The 16,778-nt window shown below is 68.5% G+C and carries 17 protein-coding genes and 5 pseudogenes; 12 read left to right on the forward strand and 10 right to left on the reverse strand.

Translation table 11 applies throughout. From position 1 onward, the window contains the following. Window positions 1-107: 107 nt before the first annotated feature. A pseudogene (locus tag IO24_RS0139115) lies at window positions 108-338 on the reverse strand (dihydrofolate reductase family protein); the annotation flags it as partial. Between the two features lie 222 nt (window positions 339-560). Here IO24_RS0139115 and IO24_RS46980 point away from each other — a divergent pair. The 4 genes from IO24_RS46980 (at window position 561) to IO24_RS0139130 (ending at window position 3,126) form a co-directional block, all read left to right on the forward strand. Beyond that, a complete protein-coding gene (locus IO24_RS46980; RefSeq protein ID WP_234335411.1) occupies window positions 561-728 on the forward strand; it encodes a hypothetical protein in 168 nt (55 codons plus the stop codon). An 84-nt stretch (window positions 729-812) separates the two neighbouring features. Beyond that, window positions 813-1,001, forward strand: a complete 189-nt coding sequence (locus tag IO24_RS46985) for a hypothetical protein (RefSeq protein WP_234335413.1) — start codon at window positions 813-815, stop codon at window positions 999-1,001. Window positions 1,002-1,114: 113 nt separating this feature from the next. Further along, complete coding sequence (locus IO24_RS0139125; RefSeq protein ID WP_031144502.1) at window positions 1,115-1,804, forward strand: response regulator transcription factor; 690 nt, start codon at window positions 1,115-1,117, stop codon at window positions 1,802-1,804. Further along, entirely contained in the window at window positions 1,801-3,126 is a 1,326-nt protein-coding gene (locus tag IO24_RS0139130) for a sensor histidine kinase (protein ID WP_031144504.1), read from the forward strand. Before IO24_RS0139125 ends, IO24_RS0139130 begins: the two co-directional genes overlap by 4 nt. Window positions 3,127-3,156: 30 nt before the next feature. On the opposite strand, the gene IO24_RS0139135 is transcribed toward IO24_RS0139130, so the two are convergent. The 3 genes and pseudogenes from IO24_RS0139135 to IO24_RS0139145 form a co-directional block, all read right to left on the reverse strand. Further along, window positions 3,157-4,008 carry a CAP domain-containing protein gene (locus IO24_RS0139135; RefSeq protein ID WP_031144506.1) on the reverse strand — a complete coding sequence of 284 codons (852 nt, stop codon included), beginning with the start codon at window positions 4,006-4,008 and terminating at the stop codon, window positions 3,157-3,159. A gap of 350 nt (window positions 4,009-4,358) precedes the next feature. Beyond that, window positions 4,359-4,631 carry a hypothetical protein gene (locus IO24_RS46135; RefSeq protein WP_199808909.1) on the reverse strand — a complete coding sequence of 91 codons (273 nt, stop codon included), beginning with the start codon at window positions 4,629-4,631 and terminating at the stop codon, window positions 4,359-4,361. Window positions 4,632-4,982: 351 nt separating this feature from the next. After that, window positions 4,983-5,357 (reverse strand): annotated as a pseudogene (locus IO24_RS0139145) (ATP-binding protein); the annotation flags it as partial. Window positions 5,358-5,467: 110 nt separating this feature from the next. Between IO24_RS0139145 and IO24_RS0139150 the strand changes: the two are divergent. Further along, window positions 5,468-6,223, forward strand: coding sequence for a class I SAM-dependent methyltransferase (locus IO24_RS0139150; RefSeq protein WP_031144511.1), 756 nt, complete (start codon window positions 5,468-5,470; stop codon window positions 6,221-6,223). Window positions 6,224-6,297: 74 nt separating this feature from the next. Here IO24_RS0139150 and IO24_RS0139155 read toward each other — a convergent pair whose 3' ends face one another. After that, on the reverse strand, window positions 6,298-6,621 hold the full coding sequence (locus IO24_RS0139155; RefSeq protein ID WP_031144513.1) for a hypothetical protein: 324 nt from the start codon (window positions 6,619-6,621) through the stop codon (window positions 6,298-6,300). A gap of 222 nt (window positions 6,622-6,843) precedes the next feature. Between IO24_RS0139155 and IO24_RS0139160 the strand changes: the two genes are divergently transcribed. The 3 genes and pseudogenes from IO24_RS0139160 to IO24_RS44045 all read left to right on the forward strand — a co-directional run bounded on the left by IO24_RS0139160 (window position 6,844) and on the right by IO24_RS44045 (window position 8,815). After that, a complete protein-coding gene (locus IO24_RS0139160; protein ID WP_051906032.1) occupies window positions 6,844-7,449 on the forward strand; it encodes a hypothetical protein in 606 nt (201 codons plus the stop codon). A 252-nt stretch (window positions 7,450-7,701) separates the two neighbouring features. Further along, window positions 7,702-7,947 (forward strand): annotated as a pseudogene (locus tag IO24_RS0139165) (IS21-like element helper ATPase IstB); the annotation flags it as partial. Between the two features lie 108 nt (window positions 7,948-8,055). Continuing rightward, window positions 8,056-8,815: pseudogene (locus IO24_RS44045) on the forward strand (IS5 family transposase). Window positions 8,816-8,848: 33 nt separating this feature from the next. Here IO24_RS44045 and IO24_RS0139175 read toward each other — a convergent pair. Further along, window positions 8,849-9,292 carry a nuclear transport factor 2 family protein gene (locus IO24_RS0139175; protein ID WP_031144519.1) on the reverse strand — a complete coding sequence of 148 codons (444 nt, stop codon included), beginning with the start codon at window positions 9,290-9,292 and terminating at the stop codon, window positions 8,849-8,851. A 147-nt stretch (window positions 9,293-9,439) separates the two neighbouring features. After that, window positions 9,440-9,598 (reverse strand): hypothetical protein, encoded by a 159-nt coding sequence (locus IO24_RS45450; RefSeq protein WP_157851342.1) that lies wholly within the window; start codon window positions 9,596-9,598, stop codon window positions 9,440-9,442. 465 nt (window positions 9,599-10,063) lie between these two features. Between IO24_RS45450 and IO24_RS0139185 the strand changes: the two genes are divergently transcribed. Beyond that, window positions 10,064-10,357, forward strand: coding sequence for a DUF6233 domain-containing protein (locus IO24_RS0139185; protein WP_234335414.1), 294 nt, complete (start codon window positions 10,064-10,066; stop codon window positions 10,355-10,357). On the opposite strand, the gene ku is transcribed toward IO24_RS0139185, so the two are convergent. Then, window positions 10,354-11,274 (reverse strand): non-homologous end joining protein Ku, encoded by a 921-nt coding sequence (ku, locus tag IO24_RS0139190; protein WP_031144523.1) that lies wholly within the window; start codon window positions 11,272-11,274, stop codon window positions 10,354-10,356. The two genes, IO24_RS0139185 and ku, sit on opposite strands and share 4 nt — an antisense overlap. A gap of 351 nt (window positions 11,275-11,625) precedes the next feature. Between ku and IO24_RS0139195 the strand changes: the two genes are divergently transcribed. From IO24_RS0139195 to IO24_RS45455, 3 genes are all read left to right on the forward strand, one after another. Then, window positions 11,626-12,312 (forward strand): CPBP family intramembrane glutamic endopeptidase, encoded by a 687-nt coding sequence (locus tag IO24_RS0139195; RefSeq protein ID WP_244310233.1) that lies wholly within the window; start codon window positions 11,626-11,628, stop codon window positions 12,310-12,312. Window positions 12,313-12,457: 145 nt separating this feature from the next. Beyond that, the gene (locus IO24_RS0139200; RefSeq protein WP_158872534.1) at window positions 12,458-15,664 is read left to right on the forward strand and encodes a DUF3376 domain-containing protein; all 3,207 of its coding nucleotides are present in this window, start codon (window positions 12,458-12,460) and stop codon (window positions 15,662-15,664) included. A gap of 19 nt (window positions 15,665-15,683) precedes the next feature. Continuing rightward, window positions 15,684-15,830 (forward strand): hypothetical protein, encoded by a 147-nt coding sequence (locus IO24_RS45455; protein WP_157851343.1) that lies wholly within the window; start codon window positions 15,684-15,686, stop codon window positions 15,828-15,830. 332 nt (window positions 15,831-16,162) lie between these two features. Here the strand turns inward: IO24_RS45455 and IO24_RS0139210 are convergent, their stop codons facing one another. Both IO24_RS0139210 and IO24_RS44955 read right to left on the reverse strand, forming a co-directional pair. Then, complete coding sequence (locus IO24_RS0139210; RefSeq protein ID WP_031144530.1) at window positions 16,163-16,639, reverse strand: lamin tail domain-containing protein; 477 nt, start codon at window positions 16,637-16,639, stop codon at window positions 16,163-16,165. 52 nt (window positions 16,640-16,691) lie between these two features. Continuing rightward, window positions 16,692-16,778 (reverse strand): annotated as a pseudogene (locus tag IO24_RS44955) (IS5/IS1182 family transposase); the annotation flags it as partial.

The following is a 16,778-nucleotide window of genomic DNA, read 5'->3' on the forward strand; positions in this document are numbered from 1 at the left end:
GGAGAACGGCTCGATCCACTTCGGATCATCCGCTGAGATCACCCCACCCATGCCCAGCCAACGCACCAACCGCCACACCGGTTACGGGACAACCTCTAGACGGACGAGTCGTCCCAGCCTTCTGGCCCGTCGACGACATCGAAAAGTCGGCGACCGAGGATGACGGCGCCTGAGCGGGCGGTCGCCTCGCGCAAGGCCCGCCGGTCGTCGGGGTCTTCGGAGAACGCCCAGGTGTGCAGGGCTTCGCCGCCAGTGCCCAGACCGTTGCGCGGGCCGGGGTCGGGCCCGGTGACGAAGCCGTCCAGAGAGACCGAGATGTCAGCGATGATGCGAGTCATACCAGGGCAGACCCGGCCGACTGCCCAAACTCATCGCTCATGTCTGATCGGAGTGGCTCCAAGGCGGATGAGAGCCGGGCCGTCTGGAGCTGGGTATCGGTGATGTTCACGTAGGCCCCCTGTCCTTTCCGGCTCGTGCTCGAATTCCAGAGGATTCGTGCAAGGGGGTGTCACCACGACACCTCGCGGACGCTGGCTCGGCTCTGTGGCTGGGTTGTGGCGGTGACTTCCGACCGGTGGCGGCTGGCCGAGAACGTCACCGTGAGTGTCTGTGCCTGGGGCCGGCTCGTGCTCACCGTGAACCCCTGGTTCGGCACGGCCGAGATCAGGCAGACCGCGTCGTCGCCGAACCGCACGGTGACCTTGCCGCCCTCGGACGGCACCGTGTAGACGCCGGCGCCGCCTTCCTGGCACCCCGAGTCGTCCGCGCCGGTCGATGCCCCTGGGGAACTCGTGCGGCCGGTGGGGGTGGGCGTGGGCGTCGGGCTGGGATCGGTCGCCGGCTCGCTGCTGCGGGGCGGCGAGCTGGGCCTGTGGCTGCTCGCCGACGGGCTCGGGGAGGGTTCGGCGGTGGTGGGGCTGGGCCGCGGGGGCTTCAGGGGCTTGCTCGGCGCGGACTGCGCGACCGGCGCGGTCGGCCGGGTCGACCCCACCACGAAGTGAATCGTGAGGATGACAGCGGTGACACTGGCTGCCGTGCAGGCCAGCCATATGATCAGGTAGCGCAGGAGGCGGGACACGACACCATAGTGACGGACCGGCTAACGTGCCTGCTCATGGCCTCCGTACTTGTCGTCGAGGACGACCCCGTCATCCGGGCCGCGCTGATCGAGGTCCTGACCGGGCATGGCTACGCGGTCAGGACCACCCATCAGGGTTTCGAGGCGCTGCGCGAGATCACCCAGAGCCCGCCGGACATCGTGGTGCTGGACCTGGGGCTGCCCGATCTCGACGGCCTGGACGTGCTGCGCATGATCCGGGGCATTTCCCGCGTGCCGGTCCTGGTCGCCACCGCACGTGACGACGAGAGCGAGATCATCCGGTTGCTCAACGCGGGGGCCGACGACTACCTGGTCAAGCCGTTCTCCGGCGGCCAGCTCGCCGCCCGGCTCGCCGCCGTGCTGCGCCGGTCCGTGCCTGCCGACGTGACTGCGGCCCGGCGGCCCGTCCTGCAGGTGGCAGACCTGCGCATCGACCCGACGGCGCGCACCGCGCACCTGGCCGGCCGGGAACTGCCTCTGACTCGCCGCGAGTTCGATCTGCTCGCCTACCTCGCCGCCCACGCCGACCAGGTCGTCACCCGGCAGCGCATACTCGCCGAGGTGTGGCAGCAGCCGTACGTCGAGGACCAGACGGTCGACGTCCACCTCTCCGCGCTCCGCCGCAAGATGGGCGAGAAGGCGCGAAAGCCCCGCTATCTGCGCACGGTTCGCGGCCTGGGCATCAAGTTGGTCAGCTCGCCATGAGACGTGCCCTCGCCGGGATCGCCCTGGCCGTCACCTCAATGGTGGCTCTGTCCTTCCTCGTCCCCCTCGCCCTCCTCGTGCGCGAACAGGTACGGGACCGGGCCACCACGGCCGCCGAGCAGCGGGCGTCCGCCCTGTCTCCGGTGCTCGCCCTCACCACCCGGCGCGCCGACGTGCAGCAGGCCGTCGCCGAGCTCGGCTCCTCCGACCAGCTCGTCGTGCGTCTGCCCGACGGCGACTTCGTCGGCACGCCGCACGCGCCGCAGGACGCGCTCGACCGGGCCGTGCGCGGGCGCGAGACGCTGGCCGTGGACACCGCCGGCGGCTGGGTCTACCTCCAGCCCGTCGTCCTGCAGGGCGACCGGGTCGCGGTCGTGGAAGCCTTCGTGCCGTCCGCGGATCTCACCCGGGGCGTGGCCGCGTCCTGGGGCGTCATGGCGCTGCTCGCGCTGGGTCTGGTCGGCGGTTCGGTACTCGTGGCCGACCGGCTCGGCGCCCGCGTCGTCCGCTCCTCGCGCACTCTCAAGCGTGCCTCACTGGCTCTCGGCTCCGGCGACCTGGACGTGCGGGTCGAACCCGGCGGCCCGCCCGAACTGCAGGAGGCCGGTGCGGCGTTCAACACCATGGCCGACCGCGTCCTCGACCTGCTCGCCGTGGAACGCGAGCTGGTCGCCGACCTCTCGCACCGGCTGCGCACTCCGTTGACCGCTCTCTACCTGGAGGCCGACCGGATGGGGTCGACGCCCAGCGCCCGGCGGGTCGCGGAGGCGGCCGGCCAGCTGGAGAGCGAACTGGACTCGATCATCGCCGCGGCCCGTACACCGCTGGCGTCGGCGCACTCGGCCCGTGCGGCGGTCGGCGCGGCGAAGGCGTGCGATGTCGCAGAGGTGGTCGCCATGCGTCTGGACTTCTGGTCGGTCCTCGCTGCCAAGCAAGGACGGCCCTACGAGCGTTCCCTGACGCCGCGACTGGTGCCCGTCGCCTTCCCCGAGGACGACCTCGCGGCCGTCATCGATGCCCTGATCGGCAATGTCTTCCGGCATACCCCGGAGGGCACCGCCTTCGCCGTGCGCGTGGAGCGGGCGGATCGGCACGTGTTTCTCACGGTCGACGACGCGGGACCGGGCGTGGCGGACCCCGACGCAGCGCTCACGCGGGGTGTGAGCGTCGGCGGTTCGACGGGGCTGGGCCTGGACATCGTGGCCCGCGCGTCCCGCGCGGCGGACGGTGAACTGACGATCACCCGGGCGCCGTTGGGCGGCGCCCGGGTGCGGGTGTCGTTCGTACTCGCTGATGCGGGAGGGGCCGGTGCGGTGAGGTGACCGACGCCGGCGGCCGGGGGGAGAGAGAGGTCAGCGACCGGCGCCGAAGTTCTGCGTCCACCAGGGGCCGCCGTCGCCGAAGTGGACGCCCACGCCCAGCTCCTTGAAGGAGCAGTTGAGTATGTTCGCGCGGTGTCCGGGGCTGTTCATCCAGGACTTCATCACCGAGGCGGCGTCCGCCTGGCCCCGGGCTATGTTCTCGCCCAGGGTCGACCACTGGTACCCCGCGGCCTCGACCCGGGTCGTCATCGTCGAGCCGTCGGGGCCGGTGTGGGACATCACGCCGCTGCTCGCCATGACGTCGCTGTAGTCGTCGGCGGCCCGGGTGAGCCGGTCGTTCGCCGTGACCGGCGAGCAGCCGCCCGCGGCCCGCTCCTTGTTGACCAGCGCGAGTACCTGGGCCTCGGTCCCGCCACCGGACTGGGAACCCGACCCGGAGTCCGATCCGGTGCCGCCCGGCCGGATGCCGCCGGAACCGCTTGCCGACCCGCCGCTGCTGCTCTTCGCCGCCGTCCCCGCGGGTGCCTTCGACGCGGGGACGGCCGTCTTCCGTGCACGGGGGGTGGGACTCGCCGACTGCTTCCGCTTCTGCTTCGGCTTCGCGCTCGGCGAGCTGCTTGCCGTGGTGCTCGGGCTCGCCGAAGCAGAGGGGAGCGGCGCCGTACTGCCGGCGGCGTCCCCGGCGCCCGACGTCCCGTCCGTGCTGTTCGCGACCACTCGGTTTGACGTGTCGCCGTTCTCGCCGCTGACGACGGCCAGGGTGATCCCGACGCCCGCGATCGCAGCGACGGCTCCGATGGCCAGCGCGGGACCGAGCGTCTTCGGCCCACTGCGGGGGCGGGCGTGGAAGCGGGACGGGCGAGCGGCTCGGCGGGAACCCATGCAGGACACCTCGGTTGGTCGGTGGGCTGACTCGGCCCCGTGTCCGGTGGCCGCGATCGCGGCCACCGGACCTGTGGGGGGTGTTCGAGAGCCTAGGACCCGGCCGGGGCTCAGACCTCCGTTCGAAGGTCATCTTCAAGAAGCCTTAAGAGAGCCGCCAAAGTCCGCTGAGGAACGGGTGGAAGCGGCCCGGCCTGTCACGCGCCGGCCTGGTCTCCACCGTCTGCTTACCCAGGACACCCGTCTACCTGTGCATGCCCTCACGCAGTGGAGCTGCTGCATCTCCCGCCTGGCAGGCGCCAGGAGGCGGCCGGAAGGGGGGGCTGGGTGCGTCATGGCTTCGCGTGTGATCAAGCGGCGTTAAGACAGTCCTTGTAGGCGCGGGCGAGGGCGTCGTCGCGGCGAAGTCCGCGCTCGAGGTTGGAGGTGGCGGTCGGCCAGAGTCCGAAGTGGCTGGCGGCGGCGGTGAGCGTCCTCATGACGTAGATCCGCTCGCGGCGGCTCAGCAGCTCCTGGAACGCCCTGCGGCGCGCCTCCACGGGGTGCCGCTCAGGCGCCGACGGTACACGGGAGAGCCGCTTCGGTGGCCATGGTCTGGCGTCCGTGAACTCATCAGCGGTCACGATCAGTGAACTCTTCCAGCCTTGCCGCTCTGTGGCGAGGACCGCGGCGGCTGACGAGATTTAGTGAGGTCAACGGGGGGTCCGGCTTATGCGGTGTCGCACCAGGTCGCGTACGGCGGGCACCGGTTCCAGCTGGACTGCGGCTGGCACGCGACCGGCACCTGGACGAAAAACGTTACGACGGCCGGGGCGGCAGCACTCGTCGGGCCTACGCCGACGCATCTTTCCCTTATGGCTTTGACCCCGTGAATGCTGACGTCGTTTGGCCGTGAAAGTTGACGGCGGTTCGTGGCCTCAGGCCGGCTGGATGTTGGTGAATTCTGACGGCAGTCCGGATGGGGTGGGGATGGCTTAGCGGGCGAGTTCGCGGCTGTGAGCGAGGCGGTAGGACTCGGTGCCGGTCTCGAGGATGTTGCCGCCGAAGGTGAGCCGGTCGACGATGGCGGCGCAGAATCTGGGGTCGGTGAAGGTCTTGCCCCAGCCGGCGAAGGAGTCGTTGGAGGCGATGGCGACGGAGTTCTTCTCCTCGCGTTCGGTGAGGACCTGGAAGAGGAGTTCGGCGCCGCGGCGGTCGAGTTGCATGTAGCCGAGTTCGTCGATGCAGAGCAGGTCGACGCGGCCGTAGCGGGCGATGGTCTTGGTCAGGATCTTCTCGTCGGCGGCCTCGACCAGCTCGTTGGCCAGCTTCGATGCCAGGGTGTATTTCACCCGGAAACCTGCCATCGCGCCCACAAACACCGTCAGAGCCATCCTTGCGAAAACCATTGGTGCCCGGCTTGCTCCGCTGATGGACTGACGTCCTACCGTGAGTCTGCCGCGTGACGGAGGTAGTGGTTGTGACAGGCTATGACGTGCTTGCCGAGGTGTACGAATGGCTCATCTCGGACGCAAAGTTGCCTCCAGCCGAGTTCGCTGCGTCGTTCGACGACGTCCTCAATCTCCTGCCGTCGAACGCTCACGTCCTCGACTGTTCGTGCGGAACCGGACAGTTGGCGGTTGGCCTCGCCGGTCGTGGCATGCAGGTTGTCGCAACTGACGCCAGCGAGGCGATGGTTCGTCGGACTGCAGAGTTGTCTGAGGAGTTCGGGGCATCCGTCCGGGCCGTATGGGCGAACTGGGAAGAGTTGCCCGACCATTTCCAGGACAACACGTTCGACATGGTGTTCTGCGTTGGCAACTCGCTTCACCATGCCGCGGGCGCGACAGGCAGGGGTGCTGCTCTGGAGTCGATGTCACGGCTTCTGCGCCCCGGCGGGCGCTTGGTACTCACATCCCGCACTTGGGAACTCGTGAGGGCCAGAGGTTCCCGGCTGGAGATCAGTGACCGACTCGTCCGCCGGAACGGTCGCGATGCCGTCGTGGTCTACCGCTGGGAGATTGCGCCGCATTGGGAGGAGGAGCACCACATCGAGATTGCGATCGCGCAAGTTGATTCGACCGGGTTGGTTCTTGTCCGCTCGGAACTACTGTCCTGCTGGCCCTACCGGTACGAGGAACTCGAAGTCGAGCTGCACCGGGTCGGACTCCAAACGGAACTGAGCACGTTCGATCTTGAGGCCGAGAACTACATGGTGGTCGCGAGCAAGGTATAAACACCGGACTCTCAGTCCCTGGCCGGACCGCGCGGTTGCTCGCAGGACGCTTGCGCCCTCTCATCGGTGCGGGTTCAAGTGGTCAACGCAACGCCTCGGACGAGGAGTGCTCGTCGATCAGACGGCGGTAGATTTGGGGTGACGGTGTGGCGCTGTTTCCTGGTCGCGTCCAGATCAATGAGCAGGATCTCGTCGATCAGCAGCGTGAACGGATCCAGCTTCGACGGCCGCGCCGAAGCGGTTGTCGTGCGCGGCTGCGGCCAAGCCGAGGTCAGGGCCTTGTTGACCGTGCTCCAGGTGACGCCGTACTTGCACTGCAACGCCCGGTTCGACATGCCATCGCGGGAGTCGCGCCGCAGCGCGGCGTACAACTCGACCTTCGACTGGCCAGGCGGCATCGGGGGTGCTCCTTTACTGAGCACATCCAGCTTGACACAACACCCCCGATGGTGACGTCAGAATTCGCGAACTTCTTTCTGGGCCATCACCTGGTGCCGTCAGCTTTCACGAACAACTGACGTCACCAACTACCGACAGAACCACCCACAGGTCGCCATGAACGCAGGGACGATTCGAGGAACTCCGAGAAACGAGGGAGCAAGAAGTTCATGAGAAGGCCGATGGCCGACATCGCTGAGACCGCCCTCCAACTGGGGCACCCACCAACCGACCGGGCGGCCGCACGCCACTTGGCCATCCCCGCCGACACTGTCATGGTCGCTGACGTGTGGATCAGCGGCGACCTCGGGTGCGTCCTGCTCTTGCACCGCAGGGACGACGGTCTCATCGCCGAAGAGCTGTACTACTCCGTGCGACGCGCGGACGGTGACTGGGACTGGGAGTGCCCGGACCATCTCAGTGGGGGCATCGTAGGCGCGGAGTTGGGCACTTCGGCCATGGTCGAGGGCGCACTCGCCGGGGCTTCCATGTCCGTCGTCGCCGAATCCGAGTCCCTTGTCCACACCGGGTGTGGCCCAGACGGTGACGAAGGAGAACTCGTCCATACCTGGGAGCTTCTGGTGAGCGGGGACGCGGACCTCATCGAGATCGAGTACTTGTCACCGGCCGCCCCCGGGACACCGGCGATCTCCAGACGAGACGTGGCAGGGCCCTTGATGCTCCTTGTTCTGTTGCCCGGTGAACGAGCGCGTGTTTCCGCTATGCGCAGAGAGAACTCATCGTTCACCCAGTTTGGCAACGTGTTGGACCTGCACAACCCGGAATGACCCGCACTGACTCCGCCACCACCTTCCGCCCGTGGGGCGGACCCTGGCACAGAAGGCCGCCGGGCGGCATAGGGGCCAGGTTGCTTTGCCCGAGCCGTCTGGGCGGCAGCGGGCGACGGTCACTTTTCTGTCCGACTGGCGGATCGCGCATCTGCCGGCCGACACCCGGCCGCTGCCTTCGGTGGCTCCCAACGACCAGCTGCTACGACACCGCCGCCCAGGCGGTGCCCCTGCCGCCGAGGGAGAAGCGACGTGAGTGCCCAACGCCATCACGACCTGACCGAACAAGCCGCCGACACCGCCATCGACCAGGCATGCCGGATGCTGCGGTTGCCCACCTTCCGGGGCCAGTTCTCCGACCTCGCCGAGGCCGCGAAGCGCGATCAGATGTCCTACAAGGGGTTCCTCGCCGAACTGCTGCTGGCCGAGTGCGACGACCGGGCCCGCAGCCGATCGGAACGGCGGATCAAGGCCGCGGCCTTCCCCGACAGTCAGTCCTGGTGGCGGCATACTCGCACCTCCTCACTCCCATTCTTGACCTTGCCGCGGGGGCCGGGTTCTAGGGCGTGTTTCAGAAGTAGATCTTGATGGGCCAAGATCTACTTCATGAGGAGGCATGCTCTGACGAATGCGCAGTGGCGAAGCTGGAGCCGCTGCTCCCTGTCGGGAAGAAGCCCGGACGGCCGCCGGTGCACACCAAGCGACAGTTGATAGACGGCATATGCCGGCGCACTCGCGCTGGTCCCCCTGGCGAGACGTGCCCGAGCGGTACGGCCCGTGGGAGACGATCTATGGCCTGTTCCGGCGTTGGCAGCGGGACGGAACCTGGCACCGCATCTTCGATCAGCTGCAGGCCAGGGCCGATACGGAAGGGCTGATCACCTGGGACGTCTCGGTGGGCTCGACCATCGCCCGCGCCCACCAGCATGCAGCGGGTGCCCGCAAAAGGGGATCTGCAAGTCGAGCCGCCCGGCGATGCCTTCGCCGAGCCCGACGACCACGGGCTCGGACGCTCCCGGGGCGGGCTGACAACCAAGCTCCAGCTGGCGGTCGAGCAGACCCAAAAGCCGATGTCACTGGTGATCACCGCCGGGCAGCGGGGGGACTCTCCGCAGTTCCAGGTGGTCCTGGGCCGTATCCGATGCACGGTTCCGGAGAAGTGCGACCAGTCCGCCCACCGCAAGAAGTGCGGTTCCCAAGGTGGCCGACCGCCGAAGTTCGACAAGACCGACTACAAAGAGCGGCACGCGGTGGAATGCGGAATCAACCGCCTCAGCGCCACCGCGCGGTCGCCACGAGATACGACAAGCTCGCCGTCCGCTACGAAGCGACCGTACTGGCCGCAGCGATCAACGAGTGGCTGTGACCAGCGTCCTCATGCTCGTCGTCCTGGCGGCTCTCACTGCTCTTCGGTGTCGAATGCCAGGGCAACGGCGAGGCTGTCCTCACAGATATGGTGCCGGGTGACCAAGCCGTCTTCGAAGGTGAGATGCAAAGCGAACCGCGCGCGATAGGCACGTCCGGTGGACCGAGCAGTCTGGCGGATTTCGCCGATCACGACCGCCTCGTTTCCGTCGATGAGGATGCGCTCGACCTCAGTCGCCACCTGCTCCGGCACGTGGTGCTCGGCAAGTTCGCGATAGTGGGCGGCCGCGTCGGCCCGGGTGGACCGATGACGGATCCAGGGCGTGGCAGCACGACCGTGCTCGGCCTCCGGCCAGTTCAGCTTCCAATCGCCCCGCTCGGCATACAGCTCGGCGATGCGCTGGGGGTCGCCCTCACCGATCGTGCGCAGTAACTCCTCAACCGCGGTTCGTGTGTCCGGTGATGTGGCTATGGACATGATTGGCCCCTCCGTATGGTCCGCGCCCTGCTCACGCGGCGAGATCACCAACCTAGCCCGCGCAGTCCGGCCGAGACGACTACATCCGAAGTAAGGCGAGCGCAGCATCAAGATCCACTTTTGGAACGCACCCCAGGAGCCCTCCGGCTAGCTCGCGATTACCCGCTCGCCGTCGTCGGCGCGCTCGGTCAGAACGATCCGGCCGCCGTCGATGCTGCCCCACGAGCCGATCCACGACAGGTACTGGTGCTCGGCCGAGGGCTGCTTGCCCCACCGGCCGTGCATCACCGGCCTGGCCGACCGCACTCAGGATGAGGTGGAACCGCTCGTCGTCCACGTCACTCACCCCCCACCCGCCCCCGTCGGTGTAGGTGCACAGCCTCAGCCCCGCGTCGGCCGCAGCATCGCGCAACTCCTCGAGGAATCGTGCTGGCGGCACGCGAAGTGTCGGTGGCGTTGAGAGGAAGCACGCGCGGCATTGGTCGAACCAGCGGGGCCCGTGGTCCGAGTCATGGAGTACGCCGCTGGTGCGGGACGGCTGGCCGCAGGCTGAGCAGGGCGGCTCCTGCTGCATTCGCGCCCAGGTCTGGGCGGAGCGGGGCGCAGGTGGGGCAGGGGAGAGGGAGGCCGGGTCGACGCCCCCAGCCTGCGGGCGGCCTCCTCGTGGTTCATGCCTGCGCCGGGGTGGGGGTGGGCTGTGTGGCGCCAGATCATAGAATAGAACGTACGAACGATTCAGGGGTGGCGTCGCGACTCACACTGCTCCGTTTCGTGGAGCGAGTGCAGGAGCGCGACCCGGCCTGCACCCGCAGGTGGATCGCCGACGAAGAACGCCGCGAGGTTGAGCGGCGCGTCGGCGAAGAGCGGCGTCCGCCGGCACCCGAGTGGTTGATCGAGCGCGACCTGGACTGCAAGAACACCGTCGCCGTACACACGGGTGAGTGCTGGGACCCGGGCAAGCGGGCGAGACCTGCGACCAGGGCGCAGGCGATCGAGGCACTGCGCCATCAGGTGCCGGCGTGTACGAAGTGCAGGCCGGACACGGCGCTCGGCATCGTGGACTAGGCGCTGCGCGGCCGGCGCCCGGACGTCTTCTTGGCCGCGGCGTTCTTCGTGCTCTGCTTCGCAGCCGTCTTCTTGGCCGGCTGCTTCTTCGCCGTCTTCTTCTTCGGCAGCTCGTGCACGTCGGCGTCCTCGCCGCGCGAAGCCCGCGCCTTCTCCACGGACTCGGTCAGGGCGGCCATCAGGTCGACCACCTGCCCCGACTTCGACTCCGGCTCCTGAGGCTTCGGCGGCTCACGGTGCTCCCGCTTGGCCTCGATGATCTGCTCGAGAGCCTGGGTGTAGGTGTCCTGGAATTCCTCACCCTCAAGATCCTCGCGGGTCATGCTGTCCATGAGCGCGAGCGCGCCGTCGATCTCCTCGTCGCTCAGCTCGACGGGCGGCGGCAGCAGTTCCTCCGGCGACCTGACCTCATCGGGCCAGCGCATCGCGTGCAAAACGATGGCGTCCTCGCGGACCCGGAGCAGCCCGAGGCGTTCGCGGCCGGACCAGGCGTACTTCGCCACGGCCACCTTGCTGCTCCGGGCCAGGGCCATGCGCAGCAGTTTGTACGGCTTCGCGGCGACCTGCCCGCTCGGGGCCAGGTAGTAGCCCTCGCCGATCTTCAGAGGGTCGACGGAGTCCAGCGGCACGAACGCGACGATCTCGATGGCCTTCGCCGTCGGCAGTGGCAGGTCCCGCAGCTCTTCGTCGCTGATCGGGATGACCTGCTCCTTGGTCAGCTGGTAGCCCTTGCCGATCTCGCCCTGGTCGACCTCGCGGTCCTCGATCTCGCAGTACTTGCGCACCCGCACCCGGCCCATGTCCTCCAGGTGGTACTGGTGGAAGCGGATCGAGTGGTCCTCAGTAGCGCTGGCCACGGAAATCGGCACGGTGACCAGGCCGAAGCTGATCGCGCCGCTCCAAATATTTCGGGGCATGACAGACCTCCGTGACTACCCCCGAGCAACACCAGGCTATGAGGGCAACCACAGCCGCGCATGTGCAGGGGCGCCTGCCTATCCCGCCCGGACTCCCGTCGCGGGCAGGAGGTTGAGCACCAGGACGACGAATCCCCGCCGGGGCGAAGCAGCGCCTGCGGGTGTAGTGGGGAGGCTGTTCGGAGGTGTGAGCCAGTGTGGGCATGGTCGCTGGTGGGCTGGAAGTAGGCCTCTTCCCGGGGCGCACCTTCGGCGCGAGCGCCTGGCCTGGAGGACTCCTCAGCCGTAGCCCGCTCGTCCCGTTATCCCGGCTCGTGGTGTGGATCGAGGGATGCTGGTGACACCATGCGAATGTTCTGTGTCCTTGCCGTCCTGGTGGGCGCGAACCTGCTCAACAATTTGCTCGCGCCCGGCGCCTACGTACCCACCTGCGTGGTCGCGGCTGCCGCGCTGCTGCTGATCGCCCGGTGGGACGGTCTCACCCGCGCCGATCTCGGGCTCGATGCGGTTGCCTTGCGCCGAGGGCTGTGGTGGGCATTGGTCCTGGTAGGCGCGGTTCTTGCCGTCTTTTTGGTCGGGCTTGCTCTGCCGGCCACCAGGGAGGCGTTCGAGGACGAGCGCGCCGCGGGCCTGACTCTTGGGCAGCTGCTGTGGCGGGTGCTGATCCGGGTGCCGGTCGGCACTGTGCTGCTGGAGGAGGTCGCCTTCCGGGGTGTCTTGTGGGCCATGGTGCGGCGGCGGCGTGGTACTGCGTGGGCCACGGCTGTGTCGTCGTTGCTGTTCGGGCTCTGGCATGTGCTTCCCTCCCGCGGGCTGAGCCGGGCCAACGCGGCCGCAGCGGTCCTCGGCACGGGGCCGGCGGGCAGCGTGCTGCCGGTCGCGGCCGCCGTTGTCGCCACGACCGCAGCAGGGGTCGTTCTGTGCGAGCTGCGGCGCCGGTCCGGAAGCCTCCTGGCGCCCGTGGCGCTGCACTGGGCCGTCAACGGCTTCGGCTATGTGCTGGCTTGGGCAGTACCTCGATCGAGGGGCGAGTACTGAAGCCGCAGTGCTGGATCACGTTCGGAACCACGAGCCCAGAGATCGTCGGCGGCTCTGCTGCTATGGCCCGCTGGGGCCGGGAAGTGCTAGGCCACCTGGGCGAACTTACGCGGCAGCGCCTCTGATCCCCGCGCAGCATGGAGGCATGAGCACTGCATCCGTGGCCCAGTCCCGCAGCGCGGAATTGCGCCTGGCCATCGCCATGCGCGGTGGGGTGAGCCTTGCCGTCTGGATGGGTGGCGCCTGCTGCGAAGTGGCCCGGCTGCGGGCAGCGGCCCCCGGACCACGGGGGGAGGAGCGGCCACGGAGTACAGGCACGACCGTGTACCGCAGTCTCCTGGAAACGTGCGGATATGAAGACGTGGACATCGATGTTCTCGCGGGAACCAGTGCTGGCGGGCTCAACGGGGTCCTGCTCGGGTGTCATTTGGTCTATGGCATGCCGTTCGGCTCCGGTGTGCGCGACTTGTGGCTACGCCTCGGCGACCTTGAGGGGCTGCTGCGCCCTTCGAGGCCTTGCCACCCGCCTATTTCGCTGTTGCAGGGCAACGAAGTTTTCTATCGCGAATTGCGCCGAGCGCTGGACGGTCTCCTTGCCAAGCCCAGCGACCCCGGATGGAAGCGCGCCGAGTCGCTTCGGCTGATCCTGACAGCGACTCGGCTGTGGCCCCGCCGGGATTGGGTGCGGCCGACGCTGGGCCAGCCGCTGCTGGCGGGCCGTTCCCAGGCGTACTTCCGCTTTCGCCATCGCCTGGGCCTGACGGACTTCCCTGCCGAGGGGCCTGCCCGATCCCTGGCCCTGGACCGGCTCGCCTACGCGGCACGTACGTCGTCCTCCTTCCCTGCCGCCTTCGAACCCGGCCGTGTGTACGTCGGCGGCGAACCTCCCCCGCCCGGAGCTCCGTATGTCGACATGCGCGGGATCAGCAGCGAGACCGGCTACCCCGACGAGAACCTGGAAGGCTGCGCCGAAATGGTCGACGGCGGCCTGCTGGACAACATCCCAGTCGCCTGGGCGGTCCGCGCCATCGCTGGTACCCCCGTGACGCGGCGGGTCGACCGCTGGCTGCTGTTCCTCCAGCCGGTTCCGCCCTCCCCGTTGACGCCGAAACCGGAAAGCAGCCACAGAGTCACTCGGCTAGTGCGGCTTGCTGCGAAGTCTCTCGCCGTGAAATTCGGGTTCGAATCCCTTCGCGACGACGCCCTCGAACTGCGAGCGGCTGCCACTGCCGCCCAAGGGCGGGAAGCGCTCGCCGGGGCGCTGCCTAAGACGCTTAAAGCCCTGATCGCTGCGGGGGCCGAACAGCTGGCCTTCTACCCGGCCGCTGTCGGGTTGGCCGAGGCCGGAAGGCTCGTACGGTTGCTGGAGGATCCGACTGAGGTGACTGGCCCCGATTCGTTGCCGATGCCGTCCGGCCCGAGTCCACTGAAGCCGCTGGACGAGAGTGCTGGACCGAGCTCCGCGCAGCTCTTCGCCGCGATCCGCCAGGCCTCAGCCGGATTGACACCCACCCCGCGCAGCAGCCCTCTTGGTCTGGCCCGCGCCGTCCGGCTGCTCATGGACTGGGTCAGGGCCCACGAAGCCGGGCCTGCCCCGCCCGCCCCGGTCGCCACCGCCGAGTGCCGTCAGCGGCTTTACGCGTGCCGCTTCGCCGTCGCCACCCTGATCGCTGCCCGGGACCGTCTGCTCCTGCGCTGCTATGCGAAGGCTCTCGCACAGGGCGCGCCCCCCACTGATGCCACCGCCCCGTACCGGCAAGCGACGGGCCGTCTGATGACCCTGTGCCCCCCGCTGCCCGGCGGCGAGGACGCTGCGGGATGGCACGACTGGTCGGCGCGCCTGGCGCAAGCCCTCGACGAGTCGGAGGAACTGCCGGCCGATTGCTTGCCTGACTCGTCGCAGCCATATGAAGAACTTTGGCAGCGCGTCGGAGCACTCGGCAGGTACATCGGCACAACACTGAGCCCGGCCGCATCGTGCCAGGACACCCCGTATCAGGCCCTGTACGAGGCCGCCCGCAAGACCGGCCCAGAAATGGTTAAGGCGCTGACCGCCGCCGAGACGCTCCTCGGACCACTGCGCCCAGACCCGCTTCTCGAGGCCCCGCACATCGACTTCCACACCGTTTCCGCCGCAAACTCCAGCTGGGCCACCCGCACCGTGTTCGGAGCGGACGGACCAGGCACCCAAGAGGACCTAGTCAAGGCCAAGCTCAGCGGCAACCAGCTCAGCAACTTCGCCGCCTTCCTCAGCGCCCGCTGGCGGCTCGGCGATTGGACCTGGGGCCGGTTGGATGCTGCTGCCTCCCTGGTCTCTGTCGTCGCCACCGACGAACGCCTCGCCGACACCTTCGGCAGTGCGGCGGACGCGACTACCCTGGGCGTCCAGATCGCCGCCCGGATGCCGGAGGGCTCGCGTTTCCTCACGCTCTGGGAGGAGAACCTGGAGGAGCAGCCGCACCCCGATTGGGACCGGGTGCGCTATGTGCTCACCGCACTGCGCCAGAAGGAGATCCTCGATGAGGAACTCCCCATGATCGCCGCCCTGCACACGAAGGGCATCCGCTCGGGCAACCGGCCCGTACCTCCGTCGGACCCTGTCCCCCTCCGCGACGAGGATGCCTTCGGCAAAGCCCTGGCCGCCTTCCGGGAGATCGGCACTGAAAGGGTCACAGATCTGGTCCGCGTCCGGGATCCGCGCCGGGCCGCCCTACGGGTTGGATTGCTCGTCTGGCCTGCGGTGCAGCCGTCCGGCGAGACCGTCGGTCCCCGTCTCTCTCGATGCCTGCTGGGGATGCTCAAGCCGCTGGTCTGTCTAATGCCACTACTGTCCTTCCTCGCGCCGCCTCCCACCCTTACCGCAGTGGCCCTAATGTGGATCGGAGCCGCCTTCAGCACGGGGCGCTGGAGCTCTCTGCCCGTGCACATCCCGCTTTGCGTTTTCGCCATGGCTGGCCTTGGGGCTTGGACCTTGAGGCTTCGCGGGCGGGGGGCGCGCTGGCTCCTGCCGCCCACGTTCCTCGCGCTGTTGCTCGCCTTCATCGCGCTGGCAAACACGTGCGACCTGCACACTCCGGAGCTCAACACCTTCGGTCGCTCCCTTCTCATCGGCGCCGCGTATGCCCTCGCTGCCGTGCTCGTCCTCCAAATCGGCTGGGACCGGGGGGCCTGGTTCCCGCTGACGGCCGTCGCCGTAATCGCTGGAGTCCTCGCGGGTGCTGGCCAGTGGGGCCACAACCGGCTTGGCGGCTGGTGGGCTGCCCTGATCCTTTACCTGGTGTTGCTCTGGATCACGGCGATGATCTCCTGGATCCCCCCGCGGCAGCGAGAGCCGCAAGCAGGCCCGGAGTGAGTCGGAGTTCGGCATCCACATGTTCTCGCGCTACGTCGGCACCAGCGACGACGTCGAGGCCGAGCAGTCCCTGGCGCGCGGCGAACACCTCGTCAACCGCACCACTGACCACCCGCACGACCTCAGGGCCCGGCCGCCGATGAAGCCACCGCCCGGCTGGGGCTGAGGGCTGAGGGAGGGGCGGGGTGGGCAGCGCGGCCGGGCATCAGTGCGCTCGCCGGTGTTGCGTGTCGGCCGGGCCGCCGCGCTGCGCCGCCGTCACGGCGACGGCAGTGTCAGGAGGGTGCGGCCTCTTGGTGTGGTGTCGGTGGTGGTGAGAGTCGGTGGTACTGGTCTGGGGATGCGGTGTGTCAGCGCTGGTCAGTGGGGTGTGAGGGTGAGAGCGGCACTGTCATGAGGTGAGAGGTGCAACGAGACGCGCCCGGCCGGGGCGGCCGGGCGCGTCGTTGTTCTATCGGGGCGTAGGTTGAGGCGTTCGCTTCACGCTCGCGGTGTTGGTCAGCGGTGGTGGCTGCCGTGGCGGTGGTGGCCCCAGGAGGCGTCGTCGATGAAGCGGCCGCGGTCGTTGCGCAGGGTGGCAGTGTCGGAGCGGTTGTCCCAGACGTAGTGGCGGCGGTCCTGGTAGAGGTCGGTGCGGGTGTCGCGGCCGATGCCGGTGTGGATACGGACCGTGGAACGGCCTTCCAGGCGGTAGTGGTCGAAGGTGTAGGTGCGGCCGTCCTCGTCCTTCAGGGTCCAGCCGTCGAGGTTGACCGCGCGGCGGGCGGTGTTGGTGATTTCCACCCACTCGCGGGTCAGGGAGCGGTCGTCACGGCCGGGGGAGTCGTACTGGACGGCGATGATCTGGACCTTGGGCCGGTCGGGGCGGGGGTGGTCGGCGGCGGATGCCGGCAGGGTCGCCACCGAGGCGAGCGCGCCGGCGGTTAGCGCGGCGGCGGCGATACGGCGAGCGGTGACAGAAGCGGAAGCGGACATCAGGTCCCTCACGTACGGACGCCCTCCCCGGACAAGCCCTTTAGACGTTGTTTCACTTGGTGAGTCGGCGGTAGCTGATGAGGGCTGCGGCGATGCCGACGAAGGCCAGGAAGTGTTCGGCCTTTCGCTCGTAGCGGCG

Origin of the sequence: Streptomyces flavovariabilis, assembly GCF_000725785.1 — a bacterium.
Lineage (GTDB): Bacteria > Actinomycetota > Actinomycetes > Streptomycetales > Streptomycetaceae > Streptomyces > Streptomyces hawaiiensis.

Bases quoted from the DNA above. Each gene is read 5' to 3' on its own strand.
- ku (WP_031144523.1), bottom strand. From the start codon at position 11,274: ATGCCCCGAAATATTTGGAGCGGCGCGATCAGCTTCGGCCTGGTCACC.
- IO24_RS0139125 (WP_031144502.1), top strand. From the start codon at position 1,115: ATGGCCTCCGTACTTGTCGTCGAGGACGACCCCGTCATCCGGGCCGCG.
- IO24_RS0139135 (WP_031144506.1), bottom strand. From the start codon at position 4,008: ATGGGTTCCCGCCGAGCCGCTCGCCCGTCCCGCTTCCACGCCCGCCCC.
- IO24_RS0139175 (WP_031144519.1), bottom strand. From the start codon at position 9,292: ATGTCCATAGCCACATCACCGGACACACGAACCGCGGTTGAGGAGTTA.
- IO24_RS45455 (WP_157851343.1), top strand. From the start codon at position 15,684: ATGTTCTCGCGCTACGTCGGCACCAGCGACGACGTCGAGGCCGAGCAG.
- IO24_RS0139160 (WP_051906032.1), top strand. From the start codon at position 6,844: ATGGCCGACATCGCTGAGACCGCCCTCCAACTGGGGCACCCACCAACC.
- IO24_RS0139130 (WP_031144504.1), top strand. From the start codon at position 1,801: ATGAGACGTGCCCTCGCCGGGATCGCCCTGGCCGTCACCTCAATGGTG.
- IO24_RS0139155 (WP_031144513.1), bottom strand. From the start codon at position 6,621: ATGCCGCCTGGCCAGTCGAAGGTCGAGTTGTACGCCGCGCTGCGGCGC.
- IO24_RS0139210 (WP_031144530.1), bottom strand. From the start codon at position 16,639: ATGTCCGCTTCCGCTTCTGTCACCGCTCGCCGTATCGCCGCCGCCGCG.
- IO24_RS0139200 (WP_158872534.1), top strand. From the start codon at position 12,458: ATGAGCACTGCATCCGTGGCCCAGTCCCGCAGCGCGGAATTGCGCCTG.
- IO24_RS0139195 (WP_244310233.1), top strand. From the start codon at position 11,626: ATGTTCTGTGTCCTTGCCGTCCTGGTGGGCGCGAACCTGCTCAACAAT.